Genomic DNA, 12201 nt, shown 5'->3' on the forward strand with positions numbered 1-12201 from the left:
GGCCCGCCAGTGAGCGCGAGGCCCATGAGGAGCTACACCACTTCCCGGGACATCATCCTTTGCGACCGTCATGATGCTTCTGGTCGTGTTATTTGCGGCCTATTTCTATTGGGGAGGCGGCTTTGAAAGTTCTGGGGGACACGAAGAGCCCGCAACAAGCATGCCATCCGATTGAGTCACCGGGCGTGATCGCAGGCCGTGGGTTGAGCCATGGCAAAACTGTTTCCGGCCCTGAAGCCTACACAACGACCGGTTTCGCAGGACGACAGGCTAGCGCCGCTTTTCCCGCGCCCTCCGGGCTGCCATCTCCTGCCTGGCCTCGCCCGCGTAGAGCCGCACCATCGCCTTCGTCGAGTGCCCTGAATAACTCATGATCTCGTCGTCGTCGCATCCGGCCCAGGCTAGCTCCTTCACGCCACGGTAGCGCAACGCGTGGAGGTCGTAGGCCAGCAGCTCGAGGCGCTCGCGCTCTGCGCGCATGATCTCGGCCATCCGGCGATAGGGCAGCGGCGATCCGTCCGCCTTGGTCAGGATGTGCCGGCTAGGCATCGGTGAAAAGGGCAGGGCGGCCTTGGCTTCGTCCAGGGCGGCTTTCAGGGCTGCGGTGCAGGGTAGCATCAAAGGCTTGTCCGTCTTGTTCTGCTTCAGCCGCAGGCTGTCTCCGTCATAATCGCCCCAGGTGAATCCGATCCAGTCGCCCGGCCGCTGGACACTGCCAACGCCAATCTCGAAGATCAGCCGCTCGAGCGGTTTGGCCTCGGCGCGCCATTTCGCGACGGCGGCATCCGTCCATGGGATATGCGGCTGGCGCCGTTCCTTGGGAACTTTCAGCAGCTCGATGCCCGCCGCGGGGTTGTCGGTCAGCCAACGTTTGCGCACGACGACCTTGTAGATGAGGCTAATGGCCACCGGGATGTAATTCGCGAAGCGAACCCGGTGCTTGTTCTTGTCCATCGCCTCGTAGATGTCTGCCTGCGTCAGGCGGCGTACGTCGCGGCGGCCAATCTTCTCGGCAAGGTAGATCAGCACTGGCTCCAGGTCGCCCCGGTATCGGGGCGAGAGCGCGGCCCAGCGATCGGAATGGCGCAGCAGGTCGATCGCGGCGCCCCATGACCGGCGGATCTCGACTTGCCGGCCTGTGCGGATCTCCCAGTATATCCGGTCGCCGATCTCGGTGCCTGGCTCGTGCCAGACGCCCTTCTCGTCGCGCATCGGGTAGACCTTGCCCTTGATCCGGACATTCGGCCGCCCGTGGCGGTTGCGCCAGAAAAACGGCAGATCGCGTTTCACCATTCGATGTTCCCCTCGACGGCCTCACCGCTGCAGATCCGTCGCAGCTCCTCGGTTTCCCATCGGACGAAACCGGGCGCGATTTCTCGGCCGCGTGGCAGGTGACCAGCGTCCACAAGGCGGCGGAATTCGGCCGCGGTCAAGTCGAGCAGGGCGGCAGCGGTCTTCTCGTTGGCGAGGATGGGGGCATGCTTGGTCATGTCGCGTCTTCCTTCCTCTCTTGCTGGCGCAGCTCGCGCGCGCGGTGCTCGAGTTTCGTGATGGTCATGATGGTCGGCTTGAGCTCGGCCGGCGCGGTGTCGTAGTTCCGGCCAAAGCGCCCGTTCAGCCTGGGCAGCAGCGCGCGCGGAATCGCTTCCCAGTTCGCCGGGTCGGTGTTCAGCTTGTCGCCATCAAGGCACTTGAGCGCGTAACCCTTCGGCAGCGGGCCGTTCCGCTCCTCCCAGTGGATCAGGTGCACCGCTCGCCATCGGGCCTGCAGCGGCATGTCGTCGTTGACCTTGCGCTCGAGGTATCCGTACTTGGTGACCCTTTCTGTGCCGATTGGCTTGTACTTCTTCTCGGCTACCCCGCCTCGGTGGCCCTTCTTGAAGCGGGTCGCCGCGCTGTTCGGGTGGTAGGGCATCTTCTTGCCCTTGTTCTGGGGCGTCTGACCAGGCTCGTATCTGCCCGTGCGCCCGGTCAGCCATCCGCGCCGCTTGCACAGCGCTGTCAGGTTGGCCTGGGTAACGTCGCTGCGCCCGAAGGTGGCGACGAAGGCGGCAAAGAGATCTCGGCGCGGCATTTCGTGCCTGGCCTCGATCCAGGCGAGCTCGGCGGCCGAATAGGTGATCGGCGCGCCCCTCATGGTTCCGACTTCCCGATCAGGGGCAGGTGCGGCAGCAGCTTGTCGCCGTGATCCGCGTAGAGCTTGGCGGCCTTCAGGCGGGTGTCGGCAGTGCGCACGATCTGCTCGGAGATGCCGACGATGGCGTCGGCGCGCTTTACCTCCCGCTCTATCTCTTCGGGCGTCATGTCATCACGCGCCATGCGCTCGAGCTGCGCGAAGAGGTGGTTGTTCAGGTCGCCGAGCTGGGTGCCCATGGTGTCGATCTCCGTCTTGCCGCGATCACAGGTCGCGCTGCGTTCTCAGGTAATGCGGTGTCACTGTCTCGGTGCGGCCGTCCTGCCAGCGCACCTGGATCAGCGGCAGCTTCTCGGCGTCCTGGTCGAGGCCGACGACGTGGCCGATCTCCTGCCGCTTGCCGTCGGTCTGCATCTTGCGCGACCAGCTGACGACCGCGCCGATCGAGAACTGCCAGAACCGCTCTGGCGGGTAGTCGAAAGGCCGGCTCATGCCTGGCCCATGGCGATGCGGTCGGTCAGCTCTGCTGCGTTGACGATGCGCTGGAAGGCGCCCTGCTGCGCGGCATAGGCATCAGTTCCCCGCGCCTCCTGCGCGAGGGCTTCCAGATAGTCGGCTGTCGCCATGGCATCGTAGACCATGAGGTATCCGATGCACCGCCGGATGAGCATGGACAGGGTGTAGGCCGGCGCCATGCGGAAGGTTGCGGCCATCGTCCGCGATGCAGTGCTGATCGTGCTGGCAATGAACTCGCGCATGGCGAGGTCGAGGGCCGGTTCTTGCTCTTTGAAGTTTGTGACCTTGGTCATTCGGCGTTTCCTTTCGATCTGAATGCCCTCGCCGCCCCGGCAGGGTATTGGGCCAAGCGCCCGCGGCGAGGGCGCGCGGCACCGCGCCGCGCATCCGGTGGGTTCGGTCAGCTGGCCTGCGCATCCCATGGCGCGGCCGGGATGGTGACCGAGGCGTATTGCGCTATCGAGCTGCTGCAGCTGTGAACCGGGATGATGGCCTGCTTGGTGGCAGGGCCATCCGCCAGCGCCGCGGTCTTTTCGTGAGTGGTGGCTTGCGGCACTGGCGGGGCGGCACTGGGGGCGCCGAAGGGAAATGCGGGCATGTGGGCAATCTCGCGTGGGGTGGCCCCGGCGCGGCCTGCGCGCCGGGAGGATGCGTCAGCTGGAATGGTTGCCGTCGAGGCGCGGGCGGCCTTCGGGCTCGCCGATGAACAGCGGCAGCTCAGTCTCGGCGGCCGCGAGCTCGGCGGCTTCGTTGCAGGCGGTCTCGAAGGCTGTCTCGGCGTCGTAGAGGTTCAGGATGAACTTCACCTCGGGCCCGGACTTGCGGTAGCGGAACTGCAGCGGCAGGCGGTAGAGATCGCCGCCGTGGAAGATCGGGATCGCGATCAGGAACAGGTTCGGGATGCTGATCGGCCGTCCGCTGGCGTCTTGGTGCTCGGACTTGAACTGGAAGCGCGATGCGCCGGTGTCGGGGTCGCGCGAGACGTCCAGCGTGCTGTTCTCGTTGACCTGGAACTCGCGGCCGAGCTGGATCAGCTGGCGCACCTGGCCGAACCGGCCCATGATCTTCCCGGCCACCTCGATCAGGCGGCGTTCCCAGTCCTCGGTCGGCTGCACCTTGTCCTGCTGCAGCAGGGCCGGCGTCGGGTCGATAAGATCCTTGGCGTTGGCCTCGATGAACTCGCAGAAGGTTTCCTTGCTGATCGGTCCGGCGGTGATCGCTTTCCAGAGCTTCCACTCGCGCGAGAGCGGGAATTCGTAGCGGCCGACGTGGTCGAGCCAGCGCGCGGTCGGATCGCTGCCTTCGCCACTCGCCGGGCCGGTCGCGTGATAGTTGGCGATGCAGGTCAGGCTCGCCGCGCCGGGGTCGGGATTGGCGAAGAGAGCGCTCTCCGGCCCCTTAAAGCGGATCGCCCAGTCGATGAGGCTCTGCAGCGTCTTGAGCTTGGCGGTGCCGGTGCGGCGGTGCGGTGCGTAGAGTTGCTCGGCCTTGCGGAGCGCGGGGGTGAAGTCCTGGACCGTGCGGCCCTGCGGCACCGAGGCGAGCATCAGTTGCAGCCCATCGGCGTCCTTTGTGACCGGGATCATCTCGACGTCGCCCCGCTGCATCATCACGTCGCGCATGGTCTGCGCGACGTTCTCGGGGGTCTGCTCTAGGTCTTGCATGGGGTTTCCCTTCTGGGGGTTGCGGTTGGTCTTACTCGGCGGCGGGACGGATCTCGCGCTCGGGCGGGGTCACGTCGCGGATCGTCATGCGGGTGAGCATCGGGGAGTGCAGGGAGAGCTTCCCGTCCTCGTCGACATAGGCGACACCGGCGGCGGGCGGCGCCTTCGGGCGCTTCACCTCGTATTCGCCGCCGATGGTGACATCGCCAGACTTGTTCAGCTGGAAGCGCAGCTTGAGCGTCACATCGCCCTTCGGCTTGCCGCCGTGGTCGTCGCGGTAGTCGATCAGCGTCTTCTGCAGGTCTGCGACGGCGGTCATCACCTCGTTGAGGAAATTGCCGCCGTCGAGCAGCGCGACCAGCTGGTCGAGCGATCGGATGTCAAATTGGGCGTCGGAGGGCATGGGTGCGCCTTTCGGTTGGGGTCAAAGGGAGAGCGGAAACGCGGCCAGCAGCGCGGCCGTGATCGCCCAGGTCGGCACGTGCCAGCGCCGGGCGGGCGGAGGCACGTCGTAATCGCGCGCGTCCTCGAGGTCGCAGAGGGACTGCCGTATGGCGAAGGCCGAGGCACAGACGGCAAGCGACGTGATGACCACGAGGGCGATCTGGAAGCCGGTCACGTCCGCGCTCCGGGGCAGATCAGGGTGCGGCGTGCCGGCCAGCCGATCTCGGCGGCGCGGGCGCGGATGCGGTCCATCAGGTCGCCGGGGCGTTCCGGCTCGATGTGGTGCCGGGCAGGGCCGGCGGTGTCGACGTGGAAGGTGCGGCCCCGGCTGGTCAGCAGGATGTCCCAGGCGACGGCATAGAGCCAAGGCCGGTCAGCGAAGGCGACCGGGTTGGCTATGACTTGGTGGGCGGGGCTTTGGCGGTCGGCCATGAGTGCCTCCATCGGTTGCGATGGAGGTGAAAAGAATGGACGTTTCTTCCATTGTCAACTATGAAATGGAAGAAACGTCCAAATTTGTTGCTGAAATCTTCTTGGCGCTATGGGGCGTCAGGTGGGACTAAGATGCTGAATTCTTGGGGGAGTTAAGTAATTGGGTAAGTTTCCTGTTCGCGACCGGGTGGTCTTCCTGGTCGCGGTTGTTACTGGCTTGAAGATCGATCGGATCTACTCGTCTTGGCCCTTGAGGGTTTGGCGCAGGTGTTCTGCCACGCGGTCAGGCAAATCAGTCAGTCGGCCTCGGTATAAATAGTCCATGGTGACGCCATACGCCTCGGCGATGGCGAAACCCATGTCCATTTTCAAAGGCTTATTGCCGGACTCGATTTTCGAGTAGCTGGAGGGATCTATCCCTACTGACCGCGCGAAGTCTCCGCTGGAAAGGCCGAGAGCCTCGCGAACGATGCGGAGGCGAGCTCCGATCTCGACTGAGTCGAGCTTGGGGGGTGTGATCTTTGGCGTCATGGGGTCAACTGGCATGCCCAGTGGATCCTTTCCACCATAGTCTTTTCCATGCTTGACATATGGAAGATTCTTCCATTATCGAACTTGCATGGATGATTTTTCCACAATCCGCGACGTCATAGACCTCTGGCCGACCCGAGCGGCCGTGGCTGTCGATATGAACAACCACCTGCCGGAAGAGGGGCCGCGCGTGACTGGTGAGCAGGTCCACAAGTGGGCGCAAAAATGCGCCATTCCAGCAAGGTTTCACCGAGCGCTGATATCTGCGGCGCAAGGAAGAGGGTTCACCGTCTCTGCGGATGACGTCGTAAGGCTGCACGATCCGGCGGTGAGGGCTGTGGCATGATGAACCCCGTCCGCAACATCCCCCGGTGTTCGGCGGCTCCGGACGGATCGCTCCCCTCCTCCTCCCCGGAGCGGTCCGTCCGGCACTCTCTATCCAACAGGCCACTGACATGCCCGGAGCATGCGGCCTGACCTGAAACGCAACAAGCGAAACGATTGCGGAGCAATTCACATGAGGGGCGAACTTATACGGGATCTGAGCGAGGCTGTCGCGAAATTCGACCGTCAACTGGCGGTTGCGAGGGCAGCCGGAGACCTCAAGTCAGTCGAGACAGAGCGGAGCTTTCGAGCTGGTCGGCAAAGTCCAGGATCCTCTCGGCGACATATGCCATTTGTGGATCGTCTTGGTCGAAGGATTCGGCCATGGCTGTCATTGGGGCTAGGGCGGTGATGATGTATCCCGTCGCATCGTTTGACTCATTCGCCGCTCGCGCCAAGACCGTCGCGAATACTTGGGTCAGGGCCTCGAGCTTACCTTCCAGGGCCATGTGTCGGCGTAGCAGCATCTCAATGGCTGCTGTTATGTCACTCATTTCCCGCTGTGCCTCCTGTGCGCGGTTGGGACTGGCGGGCCGCATTCCTTTCCCAAAGCTTATGCGGCCCGCCGGCCAGGTTGGCACTCATTCAGGAACATATCAATTTTCGTCTGGGCGCTCCGTTGGCTCAAGCGAAACGATTGCGGAGCAATTCACACCATGAGGGCAACGAAGGCAGGAACCATCCAGGACGCAGTCCAGCGGTGCTATCGGGCGGCCGGCGGGGTCGAAGCTGTCGCAGAACAGCTCGGCCTCGCCAACAGCACCGTCTCCTACGGCACCGAGCGCAACGAGGCGCGGCCGGGCGGGATCGGGGTGAATTACCTGGTGCGGCTGGCGATGATCGACGCGCGCTGCGCGCTGCCGCTGGCGGAGTTCTTCTCTGACCTGGCAGGCGGGGTCTATCAGCCGGTGCTGCCCGCCGCCGACGTCATCAGCCTCTATGCGCGTTGCGGCCTGGTCGCCAAGGAATGCGGCGAGGCGCAGGCGGCCGCGATCCAGGCGGCGGACACGCGCTCGCCCCGCGACATCGAGGCCGCCGAGCGCGAGATCGACGAAGCCATCGCCTCGCTCGTCCGGCAGCGTGCTGCGTTGCGCAGCGAGCGGGGTGCGGCGTGATGGGTTGGGCTGGCCGCCGCAGAGGGTGCCGACGACCAGCCGCCTGCTCGGGCGTGCGCGCGTTGCGACCGAGAAGTAACCCGCGCGGTTTCACTGCCTCAGTTAGGGAGGCTATTTGCGATTCGGGACATTTGTCGCGCTCTGAAAACGCCTTTTTTGTCGTGAAGGGGTCGCGAACGAACTTGATCCGACCAGTCAATGCCTCGACCGGCGCGACCGTACTCGCACCGATCGATCAACTGGGCGCGGCGGTTCTGTCCCGCCGCGCCCCTTTTCCGAACAACCGCGCGGGGTCCACAGTCCTTGATCCGCTTCGCCGTGACCGGAGGGGGCGCGGCCGCGCGGTATGTCCCCCTCATCTTCCTGTTGGACTGGGGCGCGGGGCCATCCCGCGCCCGCCTTTCGAGGGCGGCGCATCACAACAACGAAAGCTTACGCTCCTGGATCAGCCTCAATGCCTGCGTTCGCGCCTTGGGGTGCACTTCACCATTCAGAACCTCGGCCACGCGCGCGGGATTGGTGCCCATCTTGTGGGTGATCTCAGTCGTGTCGACGCCTTCGAAGCGCAAAAGGAAGACGGTGACGGCTTCGACGTCGTCGAGGAACTTGCGTTTCTTCGACAGAACGTTCAGTTCCACCCCTGTAATGGGGTGTTTTTGAATTGCCATGGGACGGTGCTCCTCGTGGCGATGGAGGCAGCGGGCGGTTGGCAAACCGTTGGGCCCGCTGCCGGGTTGAGCTGCGGTAAGCGCCGCAGGTTCGCTCGCCGGGTCAGCGATTCGCAGTCGCTGGCCCGGCAACCCAAAACGTTAGGGCTAACGGCCTTGGCTGCAATGCAATTGTTGCGCCATGCTGTAGCCTGTGGATCGCCGACCCCCATATGTCGTGGGGGCCTCCATGCTTGATGCTCCGCTCCAGCTCGCCGCCCTGCAGCCCACGCGCGCGCCGGATTTCATCATCGGCACGCCCGATCGGCCCTACCTGCTGCGCTGGTGGCTGATCCCGCGCAACGACCAGTTCAACGTCTACTATCACCGGTTCCTGCGCGACGACGACGACAGGGCGCTGCACGATCACCCCTGGCCGAGCTTCTCGGTCATGACCTCGGGGCGCCTGCGAGAGGTGACGGCGGAGGGCTCGCGGATCGTGAACGTCGGGGACTGCATATATCGCGGCCCCGAGTTCTCGCACCGCCTCGAGCTGATCGACGGCGAGCCGACCGAGACGCTATTCATCACTGGCCCGCGCGTCCGCGAGTGGGGCTTTCACTGTCCGAAGGGCTGGGTCCACTGGCGCGACTTCGTTGGCGACAACGAGGGAGAGATCGGGCGCGGCTGCGGAGAGCTGACATGACCGGGCTCGAGGCGATGAAGGCCAGCGCCGCCGCCACCAGGGCCGCTTACAAGCGCGCGGGCATGGTGGATGGTCGACCGCCGACCAACATGCGCCAGCGCAACCCGGAGGTGGTCAGTCGCGAGCCCGAAATTCTGCGGCTTTACCGTGAGGGGAAGAAGCCGGGCAGGATCGGCTACAAGCTCGGTCTGACCGTTCCCCAGGTGAAATACGTGCTTGAGCGCGCCCGACGCCGCGGGGAACTCTGATGTCGCAGATCCGCGCCCTAACCTCGATCGATGTCGACGACCTGCCGGACTACCCGCTGACGGTCGACGATCGCCTCGACAGCCACTGGTTCATGACCTGGGAGCGCCGGCGCTGGCTGAATTCCGACATGCGTCTTAGGGGCACGCCGGAGTGTCGGGCGCTCTACTTCGATCTCATCAACATCGCCTTCGACCATTCTCCGATCGGGACCTTGCCCCGTGATCCGGATGTCCTGGCGCGGCTTGCAGGTGCCGATGCCTCCCACTTCAAGGCCCTGTGCCAGCTCGACTATGGCCCCCTGCACAAGTGGCGCCCATGTCGCTGCGGCGAGGAAATCCGCCTCTACCATCCGATCGTCCTGAAGACGGTCCTGGATGCCATCGCCGGGAAAGAGAGCAGCATCGCCAAGAACGACGCCGCGAACACGGCGAAGCGGCTGCAGCGCCTGAGGCGCACAGTGGCCGGGCTGCATGCGGAGCTGGCGAAGAACGACGCGGCGATCCTCTGGATGGACGGTTGGCTGGTCGAAGAGGGCTGCGGTTACCGCACGGCCGTCTGGGTCGAGCGTGCCATGACCGCTTGGTCGCAGCACATGGTGCACCTGAACGGGAGGGCGCGCACGGGGTGATCCGCACACTGTCCTGAACTGTTCGAGACTGTCCGCAAGACAGTTCAGGACAGTCCTCGGACAATTTCGAAGTGTCCTGCACGATAAAGACAAGGACAGAGATAAAGAAAAAGAAACAGACACTTGCGCGACACTCTGCACCGACCGCGCCTGTGGATAACTCAGAAACTGCTGAGAGAGGGGCCGAGCATGGAAACGACGGTTGCACCTGAAATCGAGGAAACCAAACGCGATCGGGTGCGACGGCTCCTGATCGACCCTTTGACGGATGCGGGCTTCCGCTTCCCGAAGGGGACCAGTGACGACGAGGCGAAGGCCAGCCTGAACCGGATCGCCGATTACCTGGGCTATGCCAGCGACACCTCGCTCGCTCGGCTGCGGGAGCTGCTGCTGACCAAGGGCGAGGGCAGCGCGCGGTGCTTCTGGCCGTGCTACGCCACGGTGGTCGGCTGGGCCGAGAAGGTGCAACCGCGCCCGCTCGAAGAGGTGCCGGAGCTGGCGAGCTGGTTCGGCTCTGCGGCGGGGCGCGAGGCATTGGCCGGCGGCCGCCTGGTGGCCGAGTTCGAGTTCTGGCAGTCGAAGAAGCGCCCGCCAATCTACCCGGAGGACCGCGTCCGCGCGGCCGAGCGGGCAAAGACCCACAACCAGCGGCGCGACCTGGTGCGTGATCGCCAGGCGCGCGGCGTGACGGTGCGCGAAGACGAGCTGCAGTGGGCTGGGTGGTATGATCGGACCCTCGAGCGGGTCGAAGCCCTGGTCGGATCGGTGTCGGCATGACTGGCGATGTTACCGATCTCCCGCGCGGGTGGCTGGCTCCGACGCTTGATCGCGCCAAGACCGCCGATCTCGAAATCTGGATAGCTCAGGCTGGCCAGTGGGGTTTCAAACGTCCGGTTCACCTGCAGACGAATGCGGCGCGCCGGCAGTGGTTGCGGGATCGCCGTGGAGAGGCCTGGACCCTGCTCCAGAAAGAGCGTGACGGGGAATTTGAGGTGGTGTCCGCAGACGTGTTTCCGTCGAAGCGAAGGCGAGGCCGACTCCCCGCGCGCCGTGGACGGCTCGAACCTGATCTCTGCCAGATCCCCGCGGCCGAGGTGAATGAGTGGCTCAATACGCTGCCGGTGCGGCCGTTCGGCGAGGAATTCCGATGATGCACGATGACCGCCTGGCCCTTCCTCCCAAGGGCAAATGCTTCGACGCCGAGCTCGTGGCGGATCTAGAGGCGCGCTACTGCGGCGCGGCGGATGCGGGCAACCGGGCGATCTTCAGTGTGGGACCGCAGCGATGGTATGCCCTGCGGGTGCCGCCGCAGCGCGAGGACCAAGCCGAAGCCTGGTTGCTACGGCGTGGCGTCTATGCCTTCCATCCGGTACTGTCCCGGCGATCCGTCCAGCATGGCCGGGTTCGTGAATATCAGCGGCGATACTTGCCGGGATATGTCTTCGCCCGGTTTCCAGGGGATCCGCTCGAGCACCTCGTTGCCGGAACGCCGTTCATTCTGGGCGCCCTGTGCCGATCATCAGGGCACTGGGGAATTCTGCGGCCGCAGGGGCTTCGTGCCATCTACGCCATGCGCAAGATCGACGCTGCGAGCGAAGAGGCGCGCAAGGCCGTTCGGCGCAGGCAGCTGCTGCATCCGGGCGATAGGGCGCTGTTCCATACCGGGCCATTTGCCGAGTTCCCCTGCGAGGTGATCGAGATCAAGGCGGATGGCGGCGCGAAGGTTCGGCTGCAGCTGTTCGGGCGCGAGATCTTGGCGGATGCTTCGGATGGTGCGCTGACGCCTCTTCACAAAACGGATTGACAGACGGCGAATCGGTCGCCTAGGTTCCGTGCCCAACAGCTCTATGCCGGAACGCCCCCGCCCAAATGGCGGCAGCGCCCGGCGGGTGAGCGGCGAGTTCCGGTTGCAAACGCTCGGAACGACCAGCCTGAAACACGCCCGGCGGGGATACCCGGCCGGGCTTTTCCTTTGTCCGGGTAGAGCAGCGGTAGCTCGCCAGCCTCATAAGCTGGAGGTCGATGGTTCGATCCCATCCCCGGCAACCAGAATACCTGGAGCGCGCCCGCCGACAGGCGCGATAGCAATGGCCCTCTGCAGCGGCGGGGCGGGTGGCCGGCCTATTCGAAGTGCTTAGTCCCGATCACGTAGTGTCCGACGCCGGGCCCGAACTCTTCCATGGCGGTGCGAATTAGGGAAGAAAGACGTTCGGTGGCCCCAGGGCTCGCTATCGTCGCGAACCTTGGATCGTTAATTCGGCTCGGATCGCCAACCATTTCGAGAAGCTTTCCGGCATCAGTGATCGCGGTGTGTACGCACTGCCAAACATTTGCGGTTAGCTCATTGTGCTCTTTGCACCATGGCAGAACGTTGGACGCGGCCGGCGCGAAGACCTCCTCTGTGCTGATGGCCGCGAGCATCCGGTGTGCTGTCTCCACCAAAGGCAAACATTCCATAACCTCGGTGTAAGACTGGTGCTGCGCTTGGCACTCGGCGAGGGCGGCATCGCTTACCTGTTGGGCGAAGGCGGGCAAGGGAAGCAGGGCGATGGCGAGGATGATGCGATTCATGCTCGGGATCATGCCCGACGCTGGCGCAGCGTGAAAGGGGGGTGGCGTATACCCCACCCCCTCGGGTCCTCCCGGCGCCAGGCCGTATACGGTGCGCTGAAGCGCGTGGGTTTCGCGGCGCTAAACACTTGGAGAAGCCTAAACTTCGGGCGGGCTAAACAACGGCAGAGGTTAAACTAG

At 64.5% G+C, this 12201-nt stretch carries 22 protein-coding genes and 1 tRNA gene; 8 read left to right on the forward strand and 15 right to left on the reverse strand.

The genetic code is table 11. The features are described from left to right. Nucleotides 1–270: 270 nt before the first annotated feature. From IE266_RS23640 to IE266_RS23700, 13 genes are all read right to left on the reverse strand, one after another. A complete protein-coding gene (locus IE266_RS23640; protein WP_189682607.1) occupies nucleotides 271–1293 on the reverse strand; it encodes a tyrosine-type recombinase/integrase in 1023 nt (340 codons plus the stop codon). Next, entirely contained in the window at nucleotides 1287–1490 is a 204-nt protein-coding gene (locus IE266_RS23645) for a hypothetical protein (protein ID WP_189682608.1), read from the reverse strand. Before IE266_RS23645 ends, IE266_RS23640 begins: the two co-directional genes overlap by 7 nt. Next, nucleotides 1487–2137 (reverse strand): HNH endonuclease, encoded by a 651-nt coding sequence (locus IE266_RS23650; protein WP_189682609.1) that lies wholly within the window; start codon nucleotides 2135–2137, stop codon nucleotides 1487–1489. The genes IE266_RS23645 and IE266_RS23650 overlap by 4 nt, the downstream gene beginning before the upstream one ends. Further along, nucleotides 2134–2373 (reverse strand): hypothetical protein, encoded by a 240-nt coding sequence (locus IE266_RS23655; protein WP_189682610.1) that lies wholly within the window; start codon nucleotides 2371–2373, stop codon nucleotides 2134–2136. Before IE266_RS23655 ends, IE266_RS23650 begins: the two co-directional genes overlap by 4 nt. A gap of 25 nt (nucleotides 2374–2398) precedes the next feature. Next, nucleotides 2399–2626 carry a hypothetical protein gene (locus tag IE266_RS23660; RefSeq protein WP_189682611.1) on the reverse strand — a complete coding sequence of 76 codons (228 nt, stop codon included), beginning with the start codon at nucleotides 2624–2626 and terminating at the stop codon, nucleotides 2399–2401. Then, nucleotides 2623–2943: a hypothetical protein gene (locus IE266_RS23665; RefSeq protein ID WP_189682612.1), complete on the reverse strand. Its 321-nt coding sequence runs from the start codon at nucleotides 2941–2943 to the stop codon at nucleotides 2623–2625. The genes IE266_RS23660 and IE266_RS23665 overlap by 4 nt, the downstream gene beginning before the upstream one ends. A gap of 107 nt (nucleotides 2944–3050) precedes the next feature. Continuing rightward, nucleotides 3051–3248, reverse strand: a complete 198-nt coding sequence (locus tag IE266_RS23670; RefSeq protein WP_189682613.1) for a hypothetical protein — start codon at nucleotides 3246–3248, stop codon at nucleotides 3051–3053. Between the two features lie 55 nt (nucleotides 3249–3303). Next, complete coding sequence (locus IE266_RS23675) at nucleotides 3304–4314, reverse strand: DUF2303 family protein (RefSeq protein WP_189682614.1); 1011 nt, start codon at nucleotides 4312–4314, stop codon at nucleotides 3304–3306. Between the two features lie 31 nt (nucleotides 4315–4345). Further along, nucleotides 4346–4717, reverse strand: a complete 372-nt coding sequence (locus IE266_RS23680) for a YfdP family phage-associated protein (protein WP_189682615.1) — start codon at nucleotides 4715–4717, stop codon at nucleotides 4346–4348. A gap of 21 nt (nucleotides 4718–4738) precedes the next feature. After that, nucleotides 4739–4933, reverse strand: a complete 195-nt coding sequence (locus IE266_RS23685) for a hypothetical protein (protein ID WP_189682616.1) — start codon at nucleotides 4931–4933, stop codon at nucleotides 4739–4741. Beyond that, nucleotides 4930–5190 carry a hypothetical protein gene (locus tag IE266_RS23690; RefSeq protein ID WP_189682617.1) on the reverse strand — a complete coding sequence of 87 codons (261 nt, stop codon included), beginning with the start codon at nucleotides 5188–5190 and terminating at the stop codon, nucleotides 4930–4932. The genes IE266_RS23685 and IE266_RS23690 overlap by 4 nt, the downstream gene beginning before the upstream one ends. Before the next feature lie 234 nt (nucleotides 5191–5424). Then, on the reverse strand, nucleotides 5425–5736 hold the full coding sequence (locus IE266_RS23695; RefSeq protein ID WP_189682618.1) for a helix-turn-helix domain-containing protein: 312 nt from the start codon (nucleotides 5734–5736) through the stop codon (nucleotides 5425–5427). A 587-nt stretch (nucleotides 5737–6323) separates the two neighbouring features. Further along, nucleotides 6324–6599: a hypothetical protein gene (locus IE266_RS23700; RefSeq protein WP_189682619.1), complete on the reverse strand. Its 276-nt coding sequence runs from the start codon at nucleotides 6597–6599 to the stop codon at nucleotides 6324–6326. A 162-nt stretch (nucleotides 6600–6761) separates the two neighbouring features. On the opposite strand from IE266_RS23700, the gene IE266_RS23705 reads away from it, so the two are divergent. Further along, nucleotides 6762–7220: a hypothetical protein gene (locus IE266_RS23705; RefSeq protein WP_189682620.1), complete on the forward strand. Its 459-nt coding sequence runs from the start codon at nucleotides 6762–6764 to the stop codon at nucleotides 7218–7220. Nucleotides 7221–7636: 416 nt separating this feature from the next. On the opposite strand, the gene IE266_RS23710 is transcribed toward IE266_RS23705, so the two are convergent. Beyond that, the gene (locus tag IE266_RS23710) at nucleotides 7637–7888 is read right to left on the reverse strand and encodes a hypothetical protein (protein WP_189682621.1); all 252 of its coding nucleotides are present in this window, start codon (nucleotides 7886–7888) and stop codon (nucleotides 7637–7639) included. Between the two features lie 229 nt (nucleotides 7889–8117). Here IE266_RS23710 and IE266_RS23715 point away from each other — a divergent pair, with 229 nt between their 5' ends. The 7 genes from IE266_RS23715 to IE266_RS23745 all read left to right on the forward strand — a co-directional run bounded on the left by IE266_RS23715 (nucleotide 8118) and on the right by IE266_RS23745 (nucleotide 11499). Continuing rightward, nucleotides 8118–8573 carry a cupin domain-containing protein gene (locus IE266_RS23715; protein WP_189682622.1) on the forward strand — a complete coding sequence of 152 codons (456 nt, stop codon included), beginning with the start codon at nucleotides 8118–8120 and terminating at the stop codon, nucleotides 8571–8573. Further along, nucleotides 8570–8821 carry a hypothetical protein gene (locus IE266_RS23720; protein WP_189682623.1) on the forward strand — a complete coding sequence of 84 codons (252 nt, stop codon included), beginning with the start codon at nucleotides 8570–8572 and terminating at the stop codon, nucleotides 8819–8821. The genes IE266_RS23715 and IE266_RS23720 overlap by 4 nt, the downstream gene beginning before the upstream one ends. Next, a complete protein-coding gene (locus IE266_RS23725) occupies nucleotides 8821–9450 on the forward strand; it encodes a hypothetical protein (RefSeq protein WP_229864438.1) in 630 nt (209 codons plus the stop codon). The genes IE266_RS23720 and IE266_RS23725 overlap by 1 nt, the downstream gene beginning before the upstream one ends. A gap of 237 nt (nucleotides 9451–9687) precedes the next feature. Next, nucleotides 9688–10227 (forward strand): hypothetical protein, encoded by a 540-nt coding sequence (locus tag IE266_RS23730; protein WP_229864440.1) that lies wholly within the window; start codon nucleotides 9688–9690, stop codon nucleotides 10225–10227. Continuing rightward, on the forward strand, nucleotides 10224–10601 hold the full coding sequence (locus IE266_RS23735) for a hypothetical protein (RefSeq protein ID WP_189682625.1): 378 nt from the start codon (nucleotides 10224–10226) through the stop codon (nucleotides 10599–10601). The genes IE266_RS23730 and IE266_RS23735 overlap by 4 nt, the downstream gene beginning before the upstream one ends. Continuing rightward, on the forward strand, nucleotides 10598–11254 hold the full coding sequence (gene nusG, locus IE266_RS23740) for a transcription termination/antitermination protein NusG (protein ID WP_189682626.1): 657 nt from the start codon (nucleotides 10598–10600) through the stop codon (nucleotides 11252–11254). Before IE266_RS23735 ends, nusG begins: the two co-directional genes overlap by 4 nt. A 169-nt stretch (nucleotides 11255–11423) precedes the next feature. Further along, nucleotides 11424–11499: transfer RNA gene (locus IE266_RS23745), tRNA-Met, on the forward strand. Between the two features lie 72 nt (nucleotides 11500–11571). Here IE266_RS23745 and IE266_RS23750 read toward each other — a convergent pair. After that, on the reverse strand, nucleotides 11572–12021 hold the full coding sequence (locus IE266_RS23750; RefSeq protein ID WP_189682627.1) for a hypothetical protein: 450 nt from the start codon (nucleotides 12019–12021) through the stop codon (nucleotides 11572–11574). Between the last annotated feature and the right edge of the window lie 180 nt (nucleotides 12022–12201).

Origin of the sequence: Seohaeicola zhoushanensis (assembly GCF_014656415.1) — a bacterium.
GTDB classification, from domain to species: domain Bacteria; phylum Pseudomonadota; class Alphaproteobacteria; order Rhodobacterales; family Rhodobacteraceae; genus Seohaeicola_A; species Seohaeicola_A zhoushanensis.

Bases quoted from the DNA above. Each gene is read 5' to 3' on its own strand.
- IE266_RS23670 (WP_189682613.1), bottom strand. From the start codon at position 3,248: ATGCCCGCATTTCCCTTCGGCGCCCCCAGTGCCGCCCCGCCAGTGCCG.
- IE266_RS23705 (WP_189682620.1), top strand. From the start codon at position 6,762: ATGAGGGCAACGAAGGCAGGAACCATCCAGGACGCAGTCCAGCGGTGC.
- IE266_RS23680 (WP_189682615.1), bottom strand. From the start codon at position 4,717: ATGCCCTCCGACGCCCAATTTGACATCCGATCGCTCGACCAGCTGGTC.
- IE266_RS23690 (WP_189682617.1), bottom strand. From the start codon at position 5,190: ATGGCCGACCGCCAAAGCCCCGCCCACCAAGTCATAGCCAACCCGGTC.
- IE266_RS23700 (WP_189682619.1), bottom strand. From the start codon at position 6,599: ATGAGTGACATAACAGCAGCCATTGAGATGCTGCTACGCCGACACATG.
- IE266_RS23665 (WP_189682612.1), bottom strand. From the start codon at position 2,943: ATGACCAAGGTCACAAACTTCAAAGAGCAAGAACCGGCCCTCGACCTC.
- IE266_RS23660 (WP_189682611.1), bottom strand. From the start codon at position 2,626: ATGAGCCGGCCTTTCGACTACCCGCCAGAGCGGTTCTGGCAGTTCTCG.
- IE266_RS23645 (WP_189682608.1), bottom strand. From the start codon at position 1,490: ATGACCAAGCATGCCCCCATCCTCGCCAACGAGAAGACCGCTGCCGCC.
- IE266_RS23750 (WP_189682627.1), bottom strand. From the start codon at position 12,021: ATGAATCGCATCATCCTCGCCATCGCCCTGCTTCCCTTGCCCGCCTTC.
- IE266_RS23735 (WP_189682625.1), top strand. From the start codon at position 10,224: ATGACTGGCGATGTTACCGATCTCCCGCGCGGGTGGCTGGCTCCGACG.
- nusG (WP_189682626.1), top strand. From the start codon at position 10,598: ATGATGCACGATGACCGCCTGGCCCTTCCTCCCAAGGGCAAATGCTTC.
- IE266_RS23640 (WP_189682607.1), bottom strand. From the start codon at position 1,293: ATGGTGAAACGCGATCTGCCGTTTTTCTGGCGCAACCGCCACGGGCGG.
- IE266_RS23720 (WP_189682623.1), top strand. From the start codon at position 8,570: ATGACCGGGCTCGAGGCGATGAAGGCCAGCGCCGCCGCCACCAGGGCC.
- IE266_RS23725 (WP_229864438.1), top strand. From the start codon at position 8,821: ATGTCGCAGATCCGCGCCCTAACCTCGATCGATGTCGACGACCTGCCG.
- IE266_RS23710 (WP_189682621.1), bottom strand. From the start codon at position 7,888: ATGGCAATTCAAAAACACCCCATTACAGGGGTGGAACTGAACGTTCTG.
- IE266_RS23695 (WP_189682618.1), bottom strand. From the start codon at position 5,736: ATGCCAGTTGACCCCATGACGCCAAAGATCACACCCCCCAAGCTCGAC.
- IE266_RS23715 (WP_189682622.1), top strand. From the start codon at position 8,118: ATGCTTGATGCTCCGCTCCAGCTCGCCGCCCTGCAGCCCACGCGCGCG.
- IE266_RS23650 (WP_189682609.1), bottom strand. From the start codon at position 2,137: ATGAGGGGCGCGCCGATCACCTATTCGGCCGCCGAGCTCGCCTGGATC.
- IE266_RS23675 (WP_189682614.1), bottom strand. From the start codon at position 4,314: ATGCAAGACCTAGAGCAGACCCCCGAGAACGTCGCGCAGACCATGCGC.
- IE266_RS23655 (WP_189682610.1), bottom strand. From the start codon at position 2,373: ATGGGCACCCAGCTCGGCGACCTGAACAACCACCTCTTCGCGCAGCTC.